17 protein-coding genes are annotated in these 19,076 nt (G+C 59.7%); 5 read left to right on the top strand and 12 right to left on the bottom strand.

The genetic code is table 11. The annotated features are described in order from the left end of the window. Positions 1-57 precede the first annotated feature (57 nt). Positions 58-759 carry a FadR/GntR family transcriptional regulator gene (locus ACQUQP_RS06770; protein WP_432698041.1) on the bottom strand — a complete coding sequence of 234 codons (702 nt, stop codon included), beginning with the start codon at positions 757-759 and terminating at the stop codon, positions 58-60. Between the two features lie 157 nt (positions 760-916). Here ACQUQP_RS06770 and ACQUQP_RS06765 point away from each other — a divergent pair, with 157 nt between their 5' ends. The 5 genes from ACQUQP_RS06765 to ACQUQP_RS06745 all read left to right on the top strand — a co-directional run bounded on the left by ACQUQP_RS06765 (position 917) and on the right by ACQUQP_RS06745 (position 5,399). Next, the gene (locus ACQUQP_RS06765; protein ID WP_432698040.1) at positions 917-1,717 is read left to right on the top strand and encodes a (Fe-S)-binding protein; all 801 of its coding nucleotides are present in this window, start codon (positions 917-919) and stop codon (positions 1,715-1,717) included. 3 nt (positions 1,718-1,720) lie between these two features. Then, positions 1,721-3,124, top strand: coding sequence for a LutB/LldF family L-lactate oxidation iron-sulfur protein (locus tag ACQUQP_RS06760; protein WP_432698039.1), 1,404 nt, complete (start codon positions 1,721-1,723; stop codon positions 3,122-3,124). Then, positions 3,121-3,789: a LutC/YkgG family protein gene (locus ACQUQP_RS06755; protein WP_432698038.1), complete on the top strand. Its 669-nt coding sequence runs from the start codon at positions 3,121-3,123 to the stop codon at positions 3,787-3,789. Before ACQUQP_RS06760 ends, ACQUQP_RS06755 begins: the two co-directional genes overlap by 4 nt. A 147-nt stretch (positions 3,790-3,936) precedes the next feature. Beyond that, positions 3,937-4,806, top strand: coding sequence for an oxygenase MpaB family protein (locus tag ACQUQP_RS06750; protein ID WP_432698037.1), 870 nt, complete (start codon positions 3,937-3,939; stop codon positions 4,804-4,806). A 116-nt stretch (positions 4,807-4,922) separates the two neighbouring features. Further along, positions 4,923-5,399, top strand: coding sequence for a type VI secretion system tube protein Hcp (locus ACQUQP_RS06745; RefSeq protein WP_432698036.1), 477 nt, complete (start codon positions 4,923-4,925; stop codon positions 5,397-5,399). 156 nt (positions 5,400-5,555) lie between these two features. Here ACQUQP_RS06745 and ACQUQP_RS06740 read toward each other — a convergent pair whose 3' ends face one another. The 11 genes from ACQUQP_RS06740 to ACQUQP_RS06690 all read right to left on the bottom strand — a co-directional run bounded on the left by ACQUQP_RS06740 (position 5,556) and on the right by ACQUQP_RS06690 (position 19,063). Next, entirely contained in the window at positions 5,556-7,250 is a 1,695-nt protein-coding gene (locus tag ACQUQP_RS06740; RefSeq protein ID WP_432698035.1) for an arylsulfatase, read from the bottom strand. A 433-nt stretch (positions 7,251-7,683) separates the two neighbouring features. Continuing rightward, a complete protein-coding gene (locus ACQUQP_RS06735; RefSeq protein WP_432698034.1) occupies positions 7,684-8,127 on the bottom strand; it encodes a DUF2846 domain-containing protein in 444 nt (147 codons plus the stop codon). Between the two features lie 128 nt (positions 8,128-8,255). Beyond that, the gene (locus tag ACQUQP_RS06730) at positions 8,256-8,780 is read right to left on the bottom strand and encodes a retropepsin-like aspartic protease family protein (protein ID WP_432698033.1); all 525 of its coding nucleotides are present in this window, start codon (positions 8,778-8,780) and stop codon (positions 8,256-8,258) included. A 44-nt stretch (positions 8,781-8,824) separates the two neighbouring features. After that, positions 8,825-11,182, bottom strand: coding sequence for a DNA polymerase II (locus ACQUQP_RS06725; protein ID WP_432698032.1), 2,358 nt, complete (start codon positions 11,180-11,182; stop codon positions 8,825-8,827). A 5-nt stretch (positions 11,183-11,187) separates the two neighbouring features. Beyond that, positions 11,188-12,183 (bottom strand): diphosphomevalonate decarboxylase, encoded by a 996-nt coding sequence (mvaD, locus tag ACQUQP_RS06720; protein WP_432698031.1) that lies wholly within the window; start codon positions 12,181-12,183, stop codon positions 11,188-11,190. A 166-nt stretch (positions 12,184-12,349) separates the two neighbouring features. Next, on the bottom strand, positions 12,350-13,285 hold the full coding sequence (gene mvk / locus ACQUQP_RS06715) for a mevalonate kinase (RefSeq protein ID WP_432698030.1): 936 nt from the start codon (positions 13,283-13,285) through the stop codon (positions 12,350-12,352). Then, positions 13,257-14,267 (bottom strand): mevalonate kinase family protein, encoded by a 1,011-nt coding sequence (locus ACQUQP_RS06710; protein ID WP_432698029.1) that lies wholly within the window; start codon positions 14,265-14,267, stop codon positions 13,257-13,259. The genes mvk and ACQUQP_RS06710 overlap by 29 nt, the downstream gene beginning before the upstream one ends. After that, positions 14,267-15,433: a hydroxymethylglutaryl-CoA synthase gene (locus ACQUQP_RS06705; protein WP_432698028.1), complete on the bottom strand. Its 1,167-nt coding sequence runs from the start codon at positions 15,431-15,433 to the stop codon at positions 14,267-14,269. Before ACQUQP_RS06705 ends, ACQUQP_RS06710 begins: the two co-directional genes overlap by 1 nt. 15 nt (positions 15,434-15,448) lie before the next feature. Next, positions 15,449-16,477: a type 2 isopentenyl-diphosphate Delta-isomerase gene (gene fni / locus ACQUQP_RS06700; RefSeq protein WP_432698027.1), complete on the bottom strand. Its 1,029-nt coding sequence runs from the start codon at positions 16,475-16,477 to the stop codon at positions 15,449-15,451. Next, positions 16,477-17,514 (bottom strand): hydroxymethylglutaryl-CoA reductase, encoded by a 1,038-nt coding sequence (locus tag ACQUQP_RS06695; protein WP_432698026.1) that lies wholly within the window; start codon positions 17,512-17,514, stop codon positions 16,477-16,479. The genes fni and ACQUQP_RS06695 overlap by 1 nt, the downstream gene beginning before the upstream one ends. Before the next feature lie 154 nt (positions 17,515-17,668). Beyond that, complete coding sequence (locus ACQUQP_RS06690; protein WP_432698025.1) at positions 17,669-19,063, bottom strand: TolC family outer membrane protein; 1,395 nt, start codon at positions 19,061-19,063, stop codon at positions 17,669-17,671. Positions 19,064-19,076 lie beyond the last annotated feature (13 nt).

Genomic DNA, 19,076 nt, shown 5'->3' with positions numbered 1-19,076 from the left:
CAATAGGGAGAGATTAGGCTTCCTGAAGGATGAAGCCAATACACCCCAGGGGGTAGATTAGTCGGCCTCGAGCAATCCCCGGGTATAGAGGATGTGATCCCGGGCGACACGGCGCGCGGTCTCGGCATCCCGCGCCTGGATCGCGCGGTGGATATCGGCATGCTGGCCACGAATCCCTTCCGGGTAGCGGCCAAACTTTTTCAGCGTGCGCGAGAGCACGCCATAGATCGCATTGAAGTAGCGCTCATAGAAAATCTGGCTAAAGGATACCAGCAACAGGTGATGGCTGTAGCGAGCGATCAGCGTGTGAAACTGCAGATCCGCCTTGGCCCTGGCCAGGGTGGTTTCCCGCTGCCCGCGCTCATAAAGCCGGCCATACTCCTCGGACAGCAGACCAAGTTCTGCCTCGCTGGCCCGGGTAGCACAGTACCAGGCGCACTCCCCCTCCAGAAACGCACGCACCTCCAAGACCTGCAGCTGAAACGCCAGATCATCGCCCAGCCCCTCCAGTGGCAGATTCAGGTGAGGCTCCACCAGGTTGGCTACCCGGTTAGCGCGCCCCTGGGAAACCTCCACAAAGCCAACCGCCTGCAGCCGGGTAGTTGCCTGGCGCACCATCTCCCGCGACAGCCCCTGTTCCTCGGACAGTTTACGCTCTGACGGCAATCGCTCACCGGGCGCGAGCTGCGTGCAGGCAATCATGCCCAGCAACTGCTCGTAAAGTTCATCACTGCGCGTGGCTGTTTCGTTTGGCTTCATGTCGACAAAACGCCCCCGGCTAGGCTGAGTAATCACTCTTGGTCAGACCAGTTTGCAGGATAACATTTCCAACCGCTGCCGCCTCACCTATCTTTCACTGCAGCCTGTAACTGCAAACAGCCAGTACCCCAAAAACAACCAATAAGAGATATCTGTCATGGCATCAGCACATCCCCGGGTCGGTCTTTTCGTGACCTGCCTGGCCGATATGTTCCGACCGGAAGTGGCCTTCGCCAGCGTCAAGCTGCTGGAACTGGCCGGCTTCGACGTCGAGGTTCCCGAACGCCAGACCTGCTGCGGCCAGCCGGCTTTCAACTCCGGCGACCGTCACGACAGCGCCGCCATCGCCCGCCAGACTATCGAGGCGTTCGACGGCTTTGAATATGTGGTCGGTCCCTCCGGCTCCTGCATCGGCATGCTGCACCATTACCCCGAGCTGTTCGCTGAGAGCGATCCCTGGCACCAGCGCGCCCTGGATCTCAAGTCCCGCGCCTTCGAGATCACCAGCTTTCTGGCGCAGCATCTTGATATGGACAAGCTATCCAGCTCTTTTAGCGGGAAAGTGACCTATCACGATTCCTGTTCTGGCCTGCGCGAGCTCGGCATCAAACGCCAGCCCCGCGAACTGCTGTCGAAGATTCCCGGCGTGCAGATCTGCGAGATGGAAGAGTCGGAAACCTGCTGCGGCTTTGGCGGCACCTTCTGCGTCAAATACCCGGATATATCCAACCGCATGGTCGGCAACAAGAGCGAGAACATCCGCGCCACCGGCGCCGATACCCTGCTCGCCGGTGACCTGGGCTGCCTGTTGAACATGGCCGGCAAGCTCAAGCGCGAAGGCGTTGATGTTCAGGCCCGCCACGTGGTCGAAGTACTGGCCGATATGGCCAGCACTCCAGCCATTGGGGAAGCGGCCATCGGCGAAACCGCTGTTGGCGCAGCAGAGAAGAGGAGCTGAGCCATGCAGATCAAGAGCCCCGAGTTCAAACAGAACGCCCGCATAGCGCTGCAAGATGCCAACCTGCAGCGTGCGCTGGGTAACCTGAAAGCCGGTTTTCCACACAAACGTGCTGCCGCTGTCGCCCGCATGCCGGAGTTCGACCAGCTGCGCGATGAAGCCCGCGACCTGAAAAACCATATTCTCGAGCACCTGGACCTCTACCTGGAAGAGTTCGAGAAAAACGTGGTCGCCAACGGTGGCACCGTGCACTGGTGCCGCACCGCCGAGGACGCGCGCAAAAAGATTCTGGAGATCTGCAAGGATCAGGATGCGAAGACGGTGACCAAGGGTAAGTCCATGGTCACCGAAGAGATCGATCTAAACGACTACCTGGAAAAAAACGGCGTCAAACCGGTAGAAACCGATCTCGGCGAATACATCCTGCAGCTGCGCGAGGATCATCCCAGCCATATCATCGCCCCGGCGATCCACCTCAATATCGAGGATGTGGCGGATGCATTCCACGAGCACCACCAGCGCCCGAAAAGCAACGACCCGGCTCACCTGATGCGTGAAGCGCGCGAAATGCTGCGCAAGCATTTTGTCGCCGCCGATGTGGGCATCACCGGCGCCAACTTCCTGGTGGCGGAGACCGGTTCCACCATCATCTGCACCAACGAGGGTAACGGCGACCTGACCCAGACGCTGCCGAAGACCCATATTGTTGTCTCCTCTATCGAGAAGGTGGTACCGACCCTGGAGGATATGACTCTGTTCCTGCGTCTGCTGGCTCGCTCGGCCACCGGTCAGGAGTTCACCGTCTACAACACCCTCTCCTCCGGCCCGCGTCGCCCCGGCGATCAGGACGGTCCGGAAAATTTCCATGTGGTGCTGGTGGATAACGGTCGCAGCGACATGGTCGGTTCCGAGTTCCAGGAGATGCTGCGCTGTATCCGCTGTTCCGCCTGCATGAACCACTGCCCGGTTTACGGCGCCGTGGGCGGCCACAGCTACGGCTGGGTCTACCCCGGCCCCATGGGCTCGGTGCTGACGCCGCAGATGATCGGCATCGAAAACGCGGGGCTTCTGCCCAACGCCTCCACGTTCTGCGGCAAGTGCGAGGAGGTGTGCCCGGTGCGCATTCCGCTGCCCAAGCTGATGCGCCACTGGCGCGACAAGGAGTATGAGAAGCATCTGAGCCCATCAAGCGTACGCTCGGGGCTGGCCCTGTGGAGTTTCTTTGCCACCCGGCCGAAGCTTTACCGCCTGTTCGCCGCTGTGGGTAACCGCTTCCTGCGCTTCAAGGCGGGCAAAAAAGGACGCACCAGCAAGCTGCCATTGGCCAGCGCCTGGACCGATCACCGTGATATGCCGGCACCGAGCGGCAAAACCTTCATGCAGCAGTGGAAGGAGCAGAACCGATGAGCAAGGCCGATATTTTCAACCGTATTCGCATCGGTCTGCATGTGCCCAGTGACGACTCGGCCCGACGCGAGGCGGTCAAGGCACGCCTCGATGCCCGCAAACGCAACCTGATTCCCCAGCGTGCCCAGCTGCCGGAGAACGAGCGCCTGCGCCTGTTTATCGATATGGCCGATGAAGCAGCAGCGGAACTGGTCGAGCTGCACAGCGCCACGGAACTGGTGGGTGCCATTGAGAGCTGGGCTCAGGAAAACGGCGTATCGCACCTGATAACCGCCAGCGATGAGCAGATTAAAAACCTGGACTGGTCCGGCAACGGCACCCTGGTGCGCGAAGAGCGGGTCGCCCAGGTGGGTGATGAGGCCAGCCTGACCTGCGCGTTCTGCGGTATCGCCGAGACCGGCACCCTGATGCTCTACTCCGGTGAAGACAGCCCAACCACGCTGAACTTCCTGCCCGACACGCATCTGGTCGTTCTGCGCGCCAGCACCATCGTCGGCCCCTATGAGGATGCTTGGCAGATGCTGCGAGATGCCACCGGTGGCGAGATGCCGCGCACGGTCAACCTGATCACCGGCCCGTCACGCAGCGCCGATATCGAACAGAAGCTGCAGATGGGTGCCCACGGCCCGCGCCGTCTGGTGATATTCCTGCTGCACGGCGAATAAGCTTTCCGACCTTTTAAAACTCTCGATTTCGCAACCTCTTAGCGCCCCAGCCGGGGCGCTTCTTTTACCCGCTATCAATCAAGCTATTGACCCCACCCCATCCTGGCATTAAGAGTAACCAATCCTTTCTAGTGGGCCTCACACGGCATGGAATTTATCCGGCATCGCATAGAGCAGCAGGTTTTCAGTATCACAGGCCTTGCCCTTAACCAGATCGACTATGAAAACCCCAAGGGCGACCCCGGCCTGTTCGGCCCCGGCAGCGTCTGCTGGACCGTCCATGCGGACTTCCCCTCCATGCTCTGTGGCGGCATCGGCGCGCTGATGCTGCAGATGCTTCACCCCTTGGCCCTGGCCGGTGTCTGGGACCACTCCAGCTTCCGCGAGGATATGATCGGCCGCCTGCGCCGCACCAGCCAGTTTATCGCCGGTACCACCTTCGCCGCCCAAAAGGATGCCGAATGGCTGATCGAGCGCGTACGTCAGATCCACTCTCAGGTGCAAGGCACGGCGCCGGATGGCCGGGCGTACTCTGCAAATGATCCGGACCTGCTGACCTGGGTGCATGTGGCTGAGGTGCGAAGCTTTATGGCGGGTTATCTGCGCTATGGTGATCCGACACTGAGTATCGAGAAGCAGGATCGTTACTTTGACGAGGTGGCGCTGATTGCCGAGGCCCTCGGCGCGGAAAACGTGCCCCGCACCCGGCGGGATATCGATGCCTATATCGAAGCGATGCGACCCCAGCTCTGCTTCAACGAGCGCACCGCGGAGGTACTCCAACTCCTGCTCACAGCACCTGCACCGAATCTGGTGACCAAACCCATGGGGTATCTGATGGCCAGAGCCGGAGTCGATCTATTACCGGACTGGGGGCTGGAGATGGCGGGTATCAAGCTGAGCCCGCGGCGGCGCAAGGCGATCCAGTCGGGCATGCACCTGCTCGCGCCCTCTTTGCGCTGGGCGCTGCGTAATGGTGTATCGAACCGGGCCAAGCGGCGTATGGGGATAACCTGAGCCAGCACCTTTGCGTCGCAGAATTCAACCTATACTTCCCGACAGCCGCCGCAGTCCACCCAACTCCACGCCAAGCCGCCTGCCTGGGTACCGGAGTAATGGTATAGGGAAAGATCATGAATACGACTTATCTACGCAGTATCCTGCTGCCGCTTGGGCTAGCTCTGCTCGCTACTTTCAGCCTGCCGTCTCAGGCTTACCAACTTATGCAAATTCAGGGTATACCGGGCGATGCGCAGGAGCCTGGCTATAGGAACTGGATCCGGATTGACTCAATTTCGGCAAACATTCTAAATGGGGAATGCAGTCAAATAGTGATTGCTAAACGCTTCGACTCTACCAGCCTGCCGCTGATCATGGCTGCCAGCTCCGGCATGATCATTGAAGAGATTTTGATTGCGAATCTGGAAAACACAGCTGGCGAAAAACCCATTGAAACCTTCCGCGTGCAACTTTCGCCTGCATCCATAGAGACGGTGTCCTTGTCAGGCGCTGATTCATTACAGGAAAGTCTCTCCATCATGACCGAAAACCTGACCTTTAACCCGGGCCCAGAAGAGTACATCGTGCCCTGTAACAAGAGGATCAAGTGAGCAGGGGGTCTAATCGCTCCCTACCTGCTGACTCCACTGCTCGTTTCTCCAGGATCAAAAAAGTCCCGGCTGAAAAACCGGGACTTTTTCGTTTCAGGCGACTTTTTAAAGTGGGAGCCCCCGGTGCCATACTGACACCAGGATACCTGCCGGTGGTTATTTTTGCTTCGGCCACTCAGCGATGACCACGCCATTCTCGGCAACGTAGTCTTCCCACTCCTGCTTCATCTCGGCAAGTTTTTCGGGATTTGCGTCAGCCAGGTTAGTGGTTTCGCCCGGGTCCTTGGCCATATTGAACAGCTGCCAGCCATCGGTTTTGACAGGTCCGACCTTAACCCACACCAGTTTCCAGTCTCCCTTGCGCAGCGCCTGTTTCTCGGCGATTTCAACACCCACCGCATAGTCGCTGTCGTGTACGGCCTCGGCTTCGCCCCTGATCATTGGCATCAGCGACTTACCCTTGTGCGGATAAATCTTGATGCCGTTGTAGGTCTCCGGATGCTCGGCATCGGCAACTTCCAGGAATGTCGGTGCAATATCCATCACGGTGGTCAGCGCGGTGGTATTCACCTTGCCCATGACACCCCCCGGGTATTTAACGATCAGCGGCGAGCGGATGCCGCCCTCGGTGACTGTGCCCTTGAAGTCACGGAAGGGTCCCGCGCTGGCCTGCGCCCACTCCTGGTATGCCGCGAACGAATTGGGCCGCCCCATATTTTCAAAGCTCAGATCGTAGGTCGCTTTCCAGTCGTTGGCGGCCTGCTCTCCATATCGCTTCCAGATATTGATCGGATTGCCGCCCTCGGGTCCGTTATCGGACATAAATACAAACAGGGTATTGTCGTACTCGCCAATCTCTTTCAGGTGTTCCAGCAGGCGGCCGATATTGAAATCCATGTTAGCCACCATCGCCGCATAAATTTCCATCTTGCGGCTCGATACGGCTTTCTGCTCGTCTGTCAGAGAATCCCAGGACTTGTGAATTTTCAGTGGCGTAAAGGCATAAGGGGCGGCATCTTCGGGGAAGAGTCCCAGCGCCTTGGCCCGTTCGGTGCGCTGCTGAACCAGCTTTTCATAGCCTTCAGCGTAGCGTCCCTTGTACTTGTCGATCCAGCTGTCAGGTGCCTGAATCGGCCAGTGCGGGGCGGTGTAGGCGACGTAGGCAAAGAACGGCTTGTCGTCGTTCCGGTCCTCGTCGATATACTCGATAACCTTGTCGGTATAGAAGTCGGTAGAGAAAAAGTCCTTGGGCAATGACTCGACTTCCTTGCCATTGTCCCTGTAGGGGGCAATGGGTTTATCCGGGGTGTAACCCTTCTGGGTGCCGAAATGACTCGCGCCCCCCTTGAGCATCACGAACGACTTTTCAAAACCACGGCTATGCGGCATGTGCGGCTCATCCAAGCCCAGATGCCATTTGCCGACCATGTAAGTGCGATAGCCTGCGTTTTTCAGCGTTTCCGATATCGGCATCACATCGTCTCTCAGATAGCCGACATAACCCGGTTGCCCCTGCTGGTTGGGTGCCTTTTTCCACTCGGCCATCTGCCCCATCCCGGCCAGATGACTATCGGTTCCGGAGAGCATCATTGACCGTGTCGGCGAACACTGGGGAGCCACCTGAAAGTCAGAGATCAACAGCCCTTCATGGGCCATCTTATCCAGGTTCGGTGTATCGATTTCCCCACCGGTAACCCCGAGGTCGGTATATCCCATGTCATCCGCAACAATCAAAACGATATTCGGACGTTCAGCGACCGCCAGCGGAGAAAAAACCAAGCCGCCGATCAAGGCACCCAGTAGCGCCTTGGAACGGATTCCAGCCCTGTACTTGCCTGTAAGATAAGCCATCAGTGACACCCCTTATGTTGTTAGCATTTATTATTCTGTTTTGATATCAAGCCAATGCACGTTGGCAGCGGTGATCAAGTCACCGGCGTGCAGCGATGCACTGCAAAACTTTGTGCTCAGGTCATAACAGTTACGCTTTAGTCTAGCGCTGCATTGCCAGTGTGAAGAATAGATTAAGGGCGGGCGTTCCACCTGGTGGCACAAAGTCGGCTGAAAAGCCGCGTGATCACTGGAGAGTGATATGTTGCCGATCTACTGCCCCGAATATCCGCGAAAAATGGACAACCCCAGAGTAGAAAGACCGGTCAACTAGCAGGTGGTTACCGCTGCTCTTGAATCATCTGGCACGGCGGTTGAGTTAGGGTTGAGTTAGCTCAGGCCAGCCCTGAGCGACGCCTGAGCAAAGACCGTTTAGGCGGTAAGGCTTCAGTTATCAGAAGGCACTGTCAGCTCGTTTGCATTCCTGCACACCCGCCCGGCCCTCTTCTTCTGACACTTCATGAAGTTGTGAACGAGCGGTCCACATGCCCATCTTCACCTCCTGCCAGATGAAATAATTCCTGCCGGCTTCAGTGGTCAGCGTTAAACGAGCCTCGTTTTCCGTATGGGAAACCACCTCATGCTGACCGGGCTCGACTTCCCAAAGGAAAAAGGTCTCAGGTCCTGTGCGCCCCGCCATGCGACCATCAAGACTGACCGGCATCGCAATGGCGCCACCGAACATCTCATTGCGATAGAGGTAGATATTCGACTTGTCATCGGCAACGGCAAACTCTTTTGCCTGCCGGTCCGCGTCCAGAGAGGTCATCGAGACAGAGGCACAGCCACCAAGCAGCAGAAACAGAAAGGGTATCAGGGTCAGGGCGAGTTTTTTCATTGTTGTTATCTCTCTGGGGAGGACGTCATCAACCGCTTTTAAGTAAAGCCTGTTTTGACGGAGTCTACCCGTACGGCGAAGCTGAACACTGATCTGGAGCAGTCCCCTAACGACGGCCCTGTCCCCGTTCAGCGCCCTGCAGGCACCCTCAACGTCAGTGTGCCGTCGCGCTGGGTCATTTCGAGATGCTGCATAAAGCTCATGCCAAGCAGTACGAGATCCTCATGCATGCCGGGGTTGATGGTGGCGCTGACGTTGTTCATGTGGATCCCGCCCAGGGTGACGCTGTCCAGGGTTGTGCGGTAAACCCTCACCACACCGTTGGCAGTCATCGACTGCATCGCCCTGCCGCGCTCAAGCCCCAGCTCCTCAGCCAGTGTCGCCGGTACACTGACGGTGGTGGCGCCGGTATCGAGCAGGAACTGAACCCGCTCGCCATTGATCCGCCCCGGCGCCAGGTAGTGTCCGGCGCGGTTACGCTCAAGCACGACCTCGGCGTTCTTGCCGTTGAGATAAGCCAGATCCGCATTCGGATTGTCGCGGGATTCGATGTAGTTGTTGAAGAACAGCGTCAGCATCGCCAGGATGGCGACCCAGGTCAGGTGGGTCATCAGCCGGCCCATGCGGCGGCGGTTTCGGTCGGGATCGTACATCGGCCTCTCGCTTCCTAAATTGCCCCAGCCTGCTGCCACCGGATTCAGAACAGACCGATCTGGGGCGCTGCCAGGGTTTCGAATCGCTCACCGATAAACGGCAGGATCGAATCAGCCACCGGCAGCAGCTGCTTGTCGATATAGTGCTGGTAATCGATCGGCGAGCGCAACAGCTCCAAAGGCTCGGGGCCATTCACGGTAATCAGATAACGTACACTGTCGCCAATGGCGTAGGCTGGCGGCAATCCCTGCTTGCGCCGTTCGGTTTCCAGCAAGCGTGCGGCACGCGCATGGGGCGGCTGGTTGTGGATGTAGGCATCCAGCGGCTGACGCAGTCGGCGACGGTAGACCAGCTCGTTATCGCACTCCCCCGCCTGCAGCCGGTTGATCGTCCGGTCGATCAGCTCCCGATAGGAGCGGCCATGAAAGATGCGCTCGTAGAGCTCGCGCTGAAATTCGCGCGCCAGCGCCGTCCAGTCGGTACGCACAGACTCAAGACCACGAAATACCAGTTCAGTGGCGCCTTTACCTTTTCGCTTTAGACCGGCGTACCTTTTCTTGGTGCCCTTGTCGCTGTGCCTCATGGTCGGCATCAGAAAGCGCTCGTAGTGTGCCTCGAACTGCAGCTCCAGCGCGCTGTCGAGTTCAAACTCCTGAGCCAGCTTCTGGGTCCACCAGGCGTTCAACGCCTGCGCCAGCTGCTCGCCATACTCTGCGGTATTCTGGTCGGGCCAGTCATCGCCCAGCCAGACGAATACGGAGTCGGTATCGCCGTAGATCACGCGATGGCCGTGATGCTGCTCTATCCGCTCGGCGGTCTGGTTGAGTATCTGGTGACCGCGCAGAGTGATCGAGCCGGACAGACGCTGATCGAAAAAACGGCAGATTTTCGATCCCAGCACCCCGTAGCAGGCGTTCATCTGGATCTTGATCGCCTGTGATAAGGGCGCATTACCCTCAGCCTTGGCCCGGTCACGTGCCTGCCAGAGCTGCTCGATAATACCCGGCAGCAGGTTGCGGGAGCGTGAGAAGATCGCGCCATGAAAGCCCGGCACCAGATCGTCGGGCTCGGCGTCATCGATCAAGCCCTGGGCCAGCCCCAGGGGATCGATCTTGAAGGTGCGGATAATACTCGGATACAGGCTTTTGAAGTCGAGCACCAGGATATGGCGGTAGAGTCCAGGTCGGGAGTCCATGACAAAACCGCCTGGGATCGTCAGGTCCGAGCGCCCGGAGGCATAGCGCGGCGCCACATAGCCCTGACGGTGCAGGGCCGGCAGATAGAGGTTATCAAACGCCTGCTGCGAGCCGCCCACCTTGTCCAGCGGCAACCCGGTGAGACGAGCTCTTTCGATCAGATACTCGATCAGGCCGGCGTGCTCAAAGATTTCGCTGACCAGCCGGCAGTCTTCCAGGTTGTAATGGGCAAACGCCAGTCGGTCTTCGGCGTAAAGTCGCTGGATCTCAGCGCCACGATCGTCCACCTTGTCGATCGCCTTGCCACGTCCGAGCAGCTCATGGGCAACAAAGTCCAGGCCGTAACGCTCGAAGCGCCAGGTGGCGCCCTTCAGCGTATCGATGCCATCGAGTACCACTCGTCCCGGTATACGCGCGAACCAGCGTCCGTTTTGCGCCCTGTCCACCAGTATCGGCTGGGGCTCTCTACCTTTATTGTCGCCACCTGTGCCGATGCGACCTATCGTCAAACTGAGCCCGCAGGCCCTGGCCCTTGCTTCCAGTACCCTCAGGTCAAAACCGATCACATTCCAGCCGATCAGGATATCCGGGTCGTACTCGTTAATCACCGCCATGCTGCGTTCCAGCAGTTGACGCTCGCCGACGCAGCTCTCGATCCAGGGTTCGGCAGGTCCCTGACCGTTGATCAGCACCCGTTCAAGCCCCGGCCCCTGCAGTGCCACCGACAGCACCCGGTCGGCCCGCATGGTGGTTTCGATATCGATGGAGAGAATGCGAAAAGCGGGAGTGTACTCGGCCGGTTTGAGCGCAGCACCGTCGGGGCGCTGGATCAACCGGGCACCGGCCTGCACGAACCGCTCCATCAGGTAGCGATCCACCGGCCGGATATCCTCTTCCATCAGGCCGATTCCGGCTTGCTGCAGGCGCTCGATCGACTGCCGCCAGAGCGCCAGGCTCCTGCAGTAAAGCGCACAGACCGGCTGCTGCGACAGATCTTTCAATGCCAGTTCGCGCAGGCGCCAGCCGGACAGATCACTGAGCAATTCTGCCGCCCTGTCCCGGTCATCCGCGCGCAGGAAAAACACCGCCTCTTCACCATGAATCTCCACAAGGCGGGGGCCTTCAGCCGTGGAGAGCCAGTAACTCAGTTCAATCTGATCATTGCGATCACGCTGCTGGCGGGCCAGCACAAATCCGCTAGCCAAGGTGGTCAGACACCAAACGGCTGAACGACTTCCAGCGACGGGAACTGGGCTTCAACCGCCCCGCGGGAGGCACTTTCAAACAGCAGCTTGAGGTTGGGCCCTGCATCCATGGTGAAGTAGAGCGCCATTCCTTCTGCACGCAGTTTCCAGACCTTCTGCATCGCCGCTACGCTGTCAGGCTGCCAGTAGAGCAGCGGCGGCCAGGAGGCGATCATGGTCGCGTGCATCGACAGCGCATTCTGCTCGGCCACGCTGCCAAGCAAGGCAAAGTCGCACTCCGCTATCGCTTGCTGCAGCTTGCCGAGATCGGCCGCGGCCTGTAGAGGCCAGCTCTGATAAAGATGGGCGGTCTCCTTGGTGCGCTGCATACCCGCGCGGGAGTCGACGCTTTTTTCGTTCTCGTCCACATGAAGAAGACCAACGCAGAGGCCCGGCCAGCGCTGCTCCAGCGGCTCGGCAAAGCTATCCATACCGTCTTCACGGACGCCCATCTGCCATTCAACAAAACCATCGAACAGTGAGCGGCAGGCACTGCCACTGCCCATACGCGCCATCACTGAAAGCTCGGTATCACTGAGATCGAGCTTGAACGCATCGTTCATGGCACGGGTCAGGGCAGCAAAACCGGATGCTGAAGAAGCCAGGCCGGCAGCGGTGGGAATGTTGTTCTCGGTGTTCACCCGGAACGCCTGCTCCGGATGGTAGATACGGAACAGATCGATAAAGGCGGACACCCGTTTCGCGAAGCGGGACTCCGGTTGCTGCCGGGCGCCATTAAGCCAGACTTCGTCCGCCTCGCCATCGATCGGCTCGACGCGGGTACGGCTGCCCAGGTGATCCAGGGATACCGACAGCGAACCGTTCACCGGCAGGTTCAGTTCCGTATCGCGTTTACCCCAGTACTTGCACAAGGCGATGTTGCTGGGGGCGAAATGCTCGGCACTGGCCCCTGGTGTTGCGCTTTGCGGCAACCATGCGGTCATAAAATCGGTCTTGTTCATCGCTAGCCTTCAGTCCTTTCCCAACTCGACTTCTGCACTATAGGATACCACTGGATCGGCCATTGGACGGAACGTGACCGGGATTCGGACAATGCCGGCAGACAGCGGAAAGCCAATCTTCACTATCTGAAGACCGCCCGGGGGAGATGCACAAAGTAGGAAAGTGTCAGAGCTCAACCACAGCGCCGCGAGCGGAGACCGCCACCGGAATCTGCTGATAGGCCAGGTTGTCGGGGGCCTTTTGGCCGAGCACAACGACACAGTCGCCAAGGCCGGATCCGGAGATCTTCGCCCCCCGATTCCCCTGCTCCGCTCTCAGCCGATAGATCAATTCAGACAGATTGGCATCGTTCACGCCGAGAGCATCCATCAACCCCTGGTAGATATTCATCAGTTCGCCCAGTGCGTCCCAGTCACTGCTGTCGATCGCCGCTTCTGCCTGCGCGCAGCAATCAGCCATCAGCCGGTCCAGCCCCGCATAAAGCATCGGGAAACGCTGGCTGCGTTGCTCGACCAGCGCCAGCACCGCGGGCGTCTTCATCTTGTAACCCACGTACCAGAGGCTCAGCGGCGGCAGGCCCTGCAGCGGGCGCAGTTCGCGCGGCTCGACCCGGTAGGCGATCAGGCCACCATAGAGACTGGCCGCCAGATCGGTACCTGAACCACGGCCATTCTGTACCGCGTGGATCACCCTTAGCGCGGCATCGAACTGCTGCTCGCGACTCATGTCGGTACCGGCAAACCTGTCCAGCGCCACGGTCAGCGCAGCAACCACGGCGGCGGAGGAACCCAGACCCACAGTGTGGGAAAACTCCGATTCGATCCTCAGATCCAGCCCCGCGGGCAGTTGCCCGGCCCAGTGGCGGATAGCGGTAACGACAAAGGAAAGGTCATCGGATTCGGGCAGCTGATCCAGCGTGGCGGAATAGGCACCCAGCGCACTCTGGATAGATACCTGCCGGTCCTCACGGGGAATCAACGTCAGGTGGATATAGCTGTCCACCGCGCAGGCGATGGCCCGGGCACCACGCAGTACCGCGTGCTCGCCCATCAACATGATGCTGCCGGGCGCACTAGCCCTGATCGTCGAGCAGTCGGACACCCTTCGGATCCTCCTTCAGTTCACCCCAGTGCCAGTCTTTCGGCATATTCAGCTGCGCCGGTGTTCCCTGCGGTAACCAGACCAGCATCAGGCCGCCACTGTCGCCGCTGACCGAGCCTGCGCCGGAGACCTTGGCGGCGCCGCCATGCTGCTCCACCTGTTCGGCAAACTGCTGCAGCGGTGCGGGCACCACCCCAAGCCGGGAGAGCAGATGGTGATTCTGGCGCACCAGTTCGGTCAGCGGTTTGCCATCGCGTAGAGAGTCTTCCACCTGGCCGGTGAGCTCGGCAAACTCGCTCCAGATCGCGGAGTGCTCGAAGCCGCGACGTACCTGATCGACACAGGCGCCGGTACTGGCCGCCGGTGTACCGGTAAAGACCCAGAACCAGCCCTCACCCAGCCCCTGCTCTGACAGAGTCTGGCGGCTGTACTCGCCGGCACGCAGCCGCACCAGCCCGCCGAGACACACCGTGGCCGCATCGATCAGACTGCCACGGCCGTGCTGCAGGCGTTCACAGTGATGCACCTGGCGGATCAGCTCATCCTCGCTGTCGAAATGGCCGAACAGTTTCAGCAGCGCGGCGATCAAGGCGGCCGAAGACCCCATGCCGGCACCGATGGGAATATCGGAGTCGATCTTCACGCTACCGCGGGGAATGGCATCCAGCCCCGACACCATGCGCGCCATATCCACGGCGTAGAACGCCAGTTCCGCCGGTTTCTTGAGGATATCGGTGATCGAGACTTCGCCGCGCAGGTAGCGCTCGAAATGGGAATCAAGCCGGCGCCGCAACGCGGCGAACTTGTCCAGCCCCAGTACATGGGTGCGCTCCTGGGCATGCCAGCTCAGGCGCGGCAGGCGGTCCGGCTCGTAGTAGACGCGCATGTGGCGGTCCACCGCCAGGGCCAGCGCCGGCGCGCCATAGACCACGGCATGTTCGCCACTGAGGATCACCTTGCCAGGGGCGCAGGCGATCCGCATCAGCAGGTCACGTATTCGCGCTTGTGATGACTGATCGCCGCAAGCCGGTAGCCGCCACGGGTGACGTGGGGCAACTCGTGCTCACCACCGTCGGTGGGGTTGGGGTAGTTGTAAAGATTGAGGTACTCGTCGTAGCTCAGCGACTCACGGTTGTCGAGTAGCTCGCGGTGCGCCTCGGTATGCAGGTGCTGCTCATAGCCCGGCTTGACCGTGCCACTGAAGAACTCGGCGACACAACCGGAACCGTAGCTGAAAAAGCCGATACGCTGGCCGGCCAGGTTCTCCTGGCAGGTCTCCAGCAACGAGCAGAGCCCAATATACATCGACGCGGTATAGCTGTTACCGATCGTGCGGTTATAGCTGAGTGTCGGCTCGATCTGCTCTTCGATCTGTTCCGGTGTCAGCGCCACCTTGTTCATTTTGGCCAGGTGCTGGTGTGCCTTCTGCGCCATGCGGCTGAACGGCAGGTGATAGCAGAAACGGCTCAGGTCGGAAAAATTCAGGGCACTGACTTCGCGGAAGTTCTCCCAGGCCTTTTTCAGCGACTTCAGATAGATCTTGGTGGAGTATTTGCCATCCACCAGCGCCGTTGTGCGGTAGTTCGGACGCCAGAAATCCATCACGTCTTCGGTGTAGTTACCCACTTCCGGATCGATGCTGACCAGGCGCGGGTTGGCGCTGATCATCATCGCCACGGCACCGCAGCCCTGGGTCGCTTCCCCCGGCGTGTTCAGGTCGTAACGGGCCACATCGGAGGCGATCACCAGTACCTTGCGCTCCGGCTGACGCGCCACCAGGGCACAGGCCATCTGCAGCGCCGCGGTGGCGCTGTAGCAGGCCTGCTTGAGTTCAACCACACGGCAGTTGGCACCAAGCCCCAGCAGGCGGTGCACGTAAACGCCAGCCGCCTTGGACTGGTCGATACCGGTTTCGGTGGCAAACAGCAGCGTACTGACGGCATCGCTGCCGGCGGCGTCGATCAGCGGCCGGGCGGCATTGGCTGCCATGGTGACGATATCTTCATCGGGGGCGGCCATGCCCATTTTTTCCTGCCCGATCCCGACATAATACTTCTCCGGGTCGGTCTCCTGGAATTCCGCCAACGTCCTCAAATCGAAGTAGTAGCTGGACGTATAAAAACTGATTTCGTCTATACCCACGGACATCTTAGGCTTGGATCCTCAACGCTCGTCCAAGATCAGCGCCCGGTTGTTGCGCAGTGAGGCAACATCCGCAACGCCTAGCAGGAACATCGCTGTTACAAATTCACGTTTTAACCGCTCGATTTCTGCAATCACGGCCTCGGTCGACTCGGCTGCCGGGCGCAGGAAAGGCGCCGCCAGGCCGCACAGCGAGGCGCCGAGTATAACAGATTTAGCCATATCGAGCCCATCTCTGAGGCCGCCACTGGCGATCAGGTTGATCCGCTCCAGCCAGGGTTCGGCACGTTTCAGCGCCAGCGGAGTCGGCAGACCCCAGTCCTGGAAGCGCAGGCCGATATCGCTGCCATCATTGCGGCGGTGGTGCTCAATCCGGCTCCAGGAGGTACCGCCGGTTCCGGCCACATCAAAATGGCGCACGCCCTGGGCGTAACCCGCGGCGATATCTTCCGAAGACAGGCCGGAACCCACCTCTTTCAGCAGCACCGGAACGCTCAGCGACTGAGTAATCTCGCCAATGCGCTGAGCGATTCCGGCAAAATTGGTATCGCCCTCCGGCTGGATCGCCTCCTGCAGCGGGTTCAGGTGCAGATAAAGGCCGTCGGCCTTCAGACAATCCACCGCCGCCTGGCACTGCTCGATACCGAAACCGTAGTTCAGCTGCACGGCACCGACATTGCCGATCAGCACCGTGGACGGCGCAAACTGGCGCAGTTCGAAACTGGCCCGCGCCGCCGGCTGGTCGAACATCACCCGCTGGGACCCCACGGCCAACGCAACGCCGCACTGCTCCGCTGCTTCGGCCAGGTGGCGGTTGATCTTGCGCACCAGCTCATGGTCGCCACCGGTCATCGACGAGATCAGCAGCGGAAAACTCAGACGCTTGCCGAGAAACTCCACCGCCGGGTCCACGGCCGCCAGATCCAGATCCGGTAGCGCCCGATGGGTCAGATGAATCCGATCAAAGTAGCGCCCGTCACGATCGGTGGCCGGATCGTTCTCGATAGCACGGATATGCTCGATCTTGCGATCATTGATCTGATCGGACATCAGCGCTCCAACTTGATGTGAGCATCCATCAGCTCACCCGGGTTGGTCTGTGCCGCCAACAAAGAAAGCTCACCGCAGAGTACCGTGGCTGCACAAATGGCGGCCAGGCGGCGGGCATTGGCGCCCGGCTCACGCTCTTCGCGGCAGCCCAGTTGCCTGAGGTTATCCTCGACAAAATCTATCCCCTTGCCGTTACCGACCGAGCCGACAATCAGGTTCGGCAGGGTGCAGGAGAAGTAGAGATCGCCATCACGCACCTCGGCGTGTACCACACCCTGGGAGCCTTCAATGATATTTGCAGCGTCCTGACCGGTGGCCAGATAAAAGGCCAGCAGCATGTTGGCGTAGTGCGCATTGGCACTGCGCAGGCCACCCGCCATCAGGGTGCCGATCAGGTTTTTCTTGATGTTCAGGTCGACCACTTTTTCCGGCGTAGTCTTCAGACGACGCTCGCAGACATCACGTGGAATCAGAATCTCGCTGACCACGTATTTGCCACGACCGAGAATACCGTTAACGGCGGTCGCCTTTTTGTCCGAGCAGTAGTTGGCCGAGATGGAGCTGTAACGCAGCTGTGGATATTCCGCCAGCAGCCAGGGAAACAGCTTGTCCGCCGCATTGGTCACCATGTTGTGACCTGAGGCGTCACCGGTGGTGAACTCAAGTCGCAGGTAGATCAGGTTGCCGACGATCTGACTGTGCATATCGATCAGGTTGGCAAAGCGGCTGCTTGTTGCGACCACCGCGTTCAGGTCATCCCGGCGCGCCTTGATCGACTCCACCGCCTGGTGCGCGGCCAGCGCATCATCGGCTTCCAGCAGGATGGAACGGGTCATCCGCTCGTCAACCAGGGTGGTCTTGATGCCCTCTTCGCACAGCATCGACACCCGCGCACCACGCCCAACGGAGGGCCAGAGCGGAGTTTCGTAGGTGGCCAGGGGGACGCTCAGGCTTTCATCCAGTACATTACCGCTGATCTTGACCGGGCCCACCCAGCGCATCGGGATAGGTGCCTGAAGTATCTTGTGTGATTTCATCGGCTCTCTTTGTCCCGCTGCTGCGCATCCTGCGCTCGCGGAAAAACTACGTCCTGTGGCTAAAACAGAAAGAGGGTTGCAGCTCCTGCAACCCTCTCAGGTAAAAAGGATGGCGGCGATTTTAGCCAGCCACCTCTATGGATGCAATCAGACCTCAGCTGGCGCTGCTGTCAGACCCCATCTCCTCCTCCGGCGCCATCTCGCCTTCAGGCATCGCTTCGGGCTCGGTGGTGACAGTTTCAGCAGCCAGAGCTACCTCGTCATCGAACGGCATTTCGATCGCCATCGCCTGCAGCAGCTGCCCGGTACCGTTCAGGATACGCAATTGGGCGATCTGCTGATCAAGCTGTGCTTCCGCCAGCTGGTTCTTTGCGGAGAACACTTCGTTCTCGGTATCGAGCAGGTCGAGCAGTGAGCGCTGACCGATATCGAACTGTTTCTTGTAGGAGTTGCGGGTCTCCTCACTGGACATCACGTGCTGTTCCAGATGCTCGATCTGGCGACCGAGAATCTCGTTGGCGTTCCAGGACAGTTCCAGGCTCTGCTTGATCTGACGCATGGAGTCGCGCTGAACCTGCTGCGCTTCGCCAATCTGGTACTCGGTCTGACGGATACGTGCCTTGTCGGCACCGCCGTTAAACAGGTTGTAGCGCAGGCGCAGCATGGCAGTGAAGTCTTCATCATTGCCTTCGATACCATCAATATCCTCGTCCCAACGACGCTCGAGCTCGAGATCCAGGCGCGGATACATGGCGCTCTTGGCGGCATCGCGCTGAGCGTAGGTCGCTTCCACGTCTGCCTGGGCTACGCCCACAATCGGGTGATTCTCATTGGCGATCGCCAGTGCCTCGTCGAGCGTTCCAGGCAGCTCGAACATTTCGTCCAGCGGCTCCAGCACTTCCGGCGCCGGCTGGCCGACTACACGCTCGTAGTTTGCCTGGGCATCGAGCAGATTGTTCTCGGCGGCCAAGGTGTTAACCTCGGCCAGGGCCAGACGGCCTTCAGCCTGCTGGATCGACGCCATGGTACCCAGACCCGATTCCGAACGACGCTTGATCTGGTCGTAGATATTGACGTGGTTATACAGGGTTTCCTTCGACAGTTTCAGCAGCTGGTCGCGGCGCAGCAGCTCCAGATAGGCCCGGGACGCCTGCAGCGCGTAGTTCTCCGCCACATCAAGCGCCGCACTGCGGGCTGACGCCATACGCGCCTCCTGACGTTTGACCTCGCTCGGTGTGGCCAGGCCGTCAAACAGCATCTGGTTGACGTTCAGGCGTCCCTCGCGTCGGTTCAGCTCGGTATCCTGAATGCCGTTTTCCTTGTCAGTCCACTCCCAGCCGTAGCCCAGGGTGGCATCCACGGTGGGCAGATAACCCGCCTTGGCCTGGTCAACCTCCTTGGTCACCGCACGATAGCTTTCAAGCGCCCGTGCGACCTCAGGGTTCTGGGCCAGATTATCCGCTACAACTTCCTGTACTGTCGCTGCCTGGACACCGCCGGCCATCACGGCTAGCAGAGCCGCAGCGAGCAAAGACTGTTTAAACTCCATCTTCTTCCCCTGT

Origin of the sequence: Marinobacterium sp. YM272 (genome assembly GCF_050908845.1) — a bacterium.
GTDB lineage: Bacteria > Pseudomonadota > Gammaproteobacteria > Pseudomonadales > Balneatricaceae > Marinobacterium_D.
This window is presented reverse-complemented; position numbering and strand designations above follow the sequence as displayed.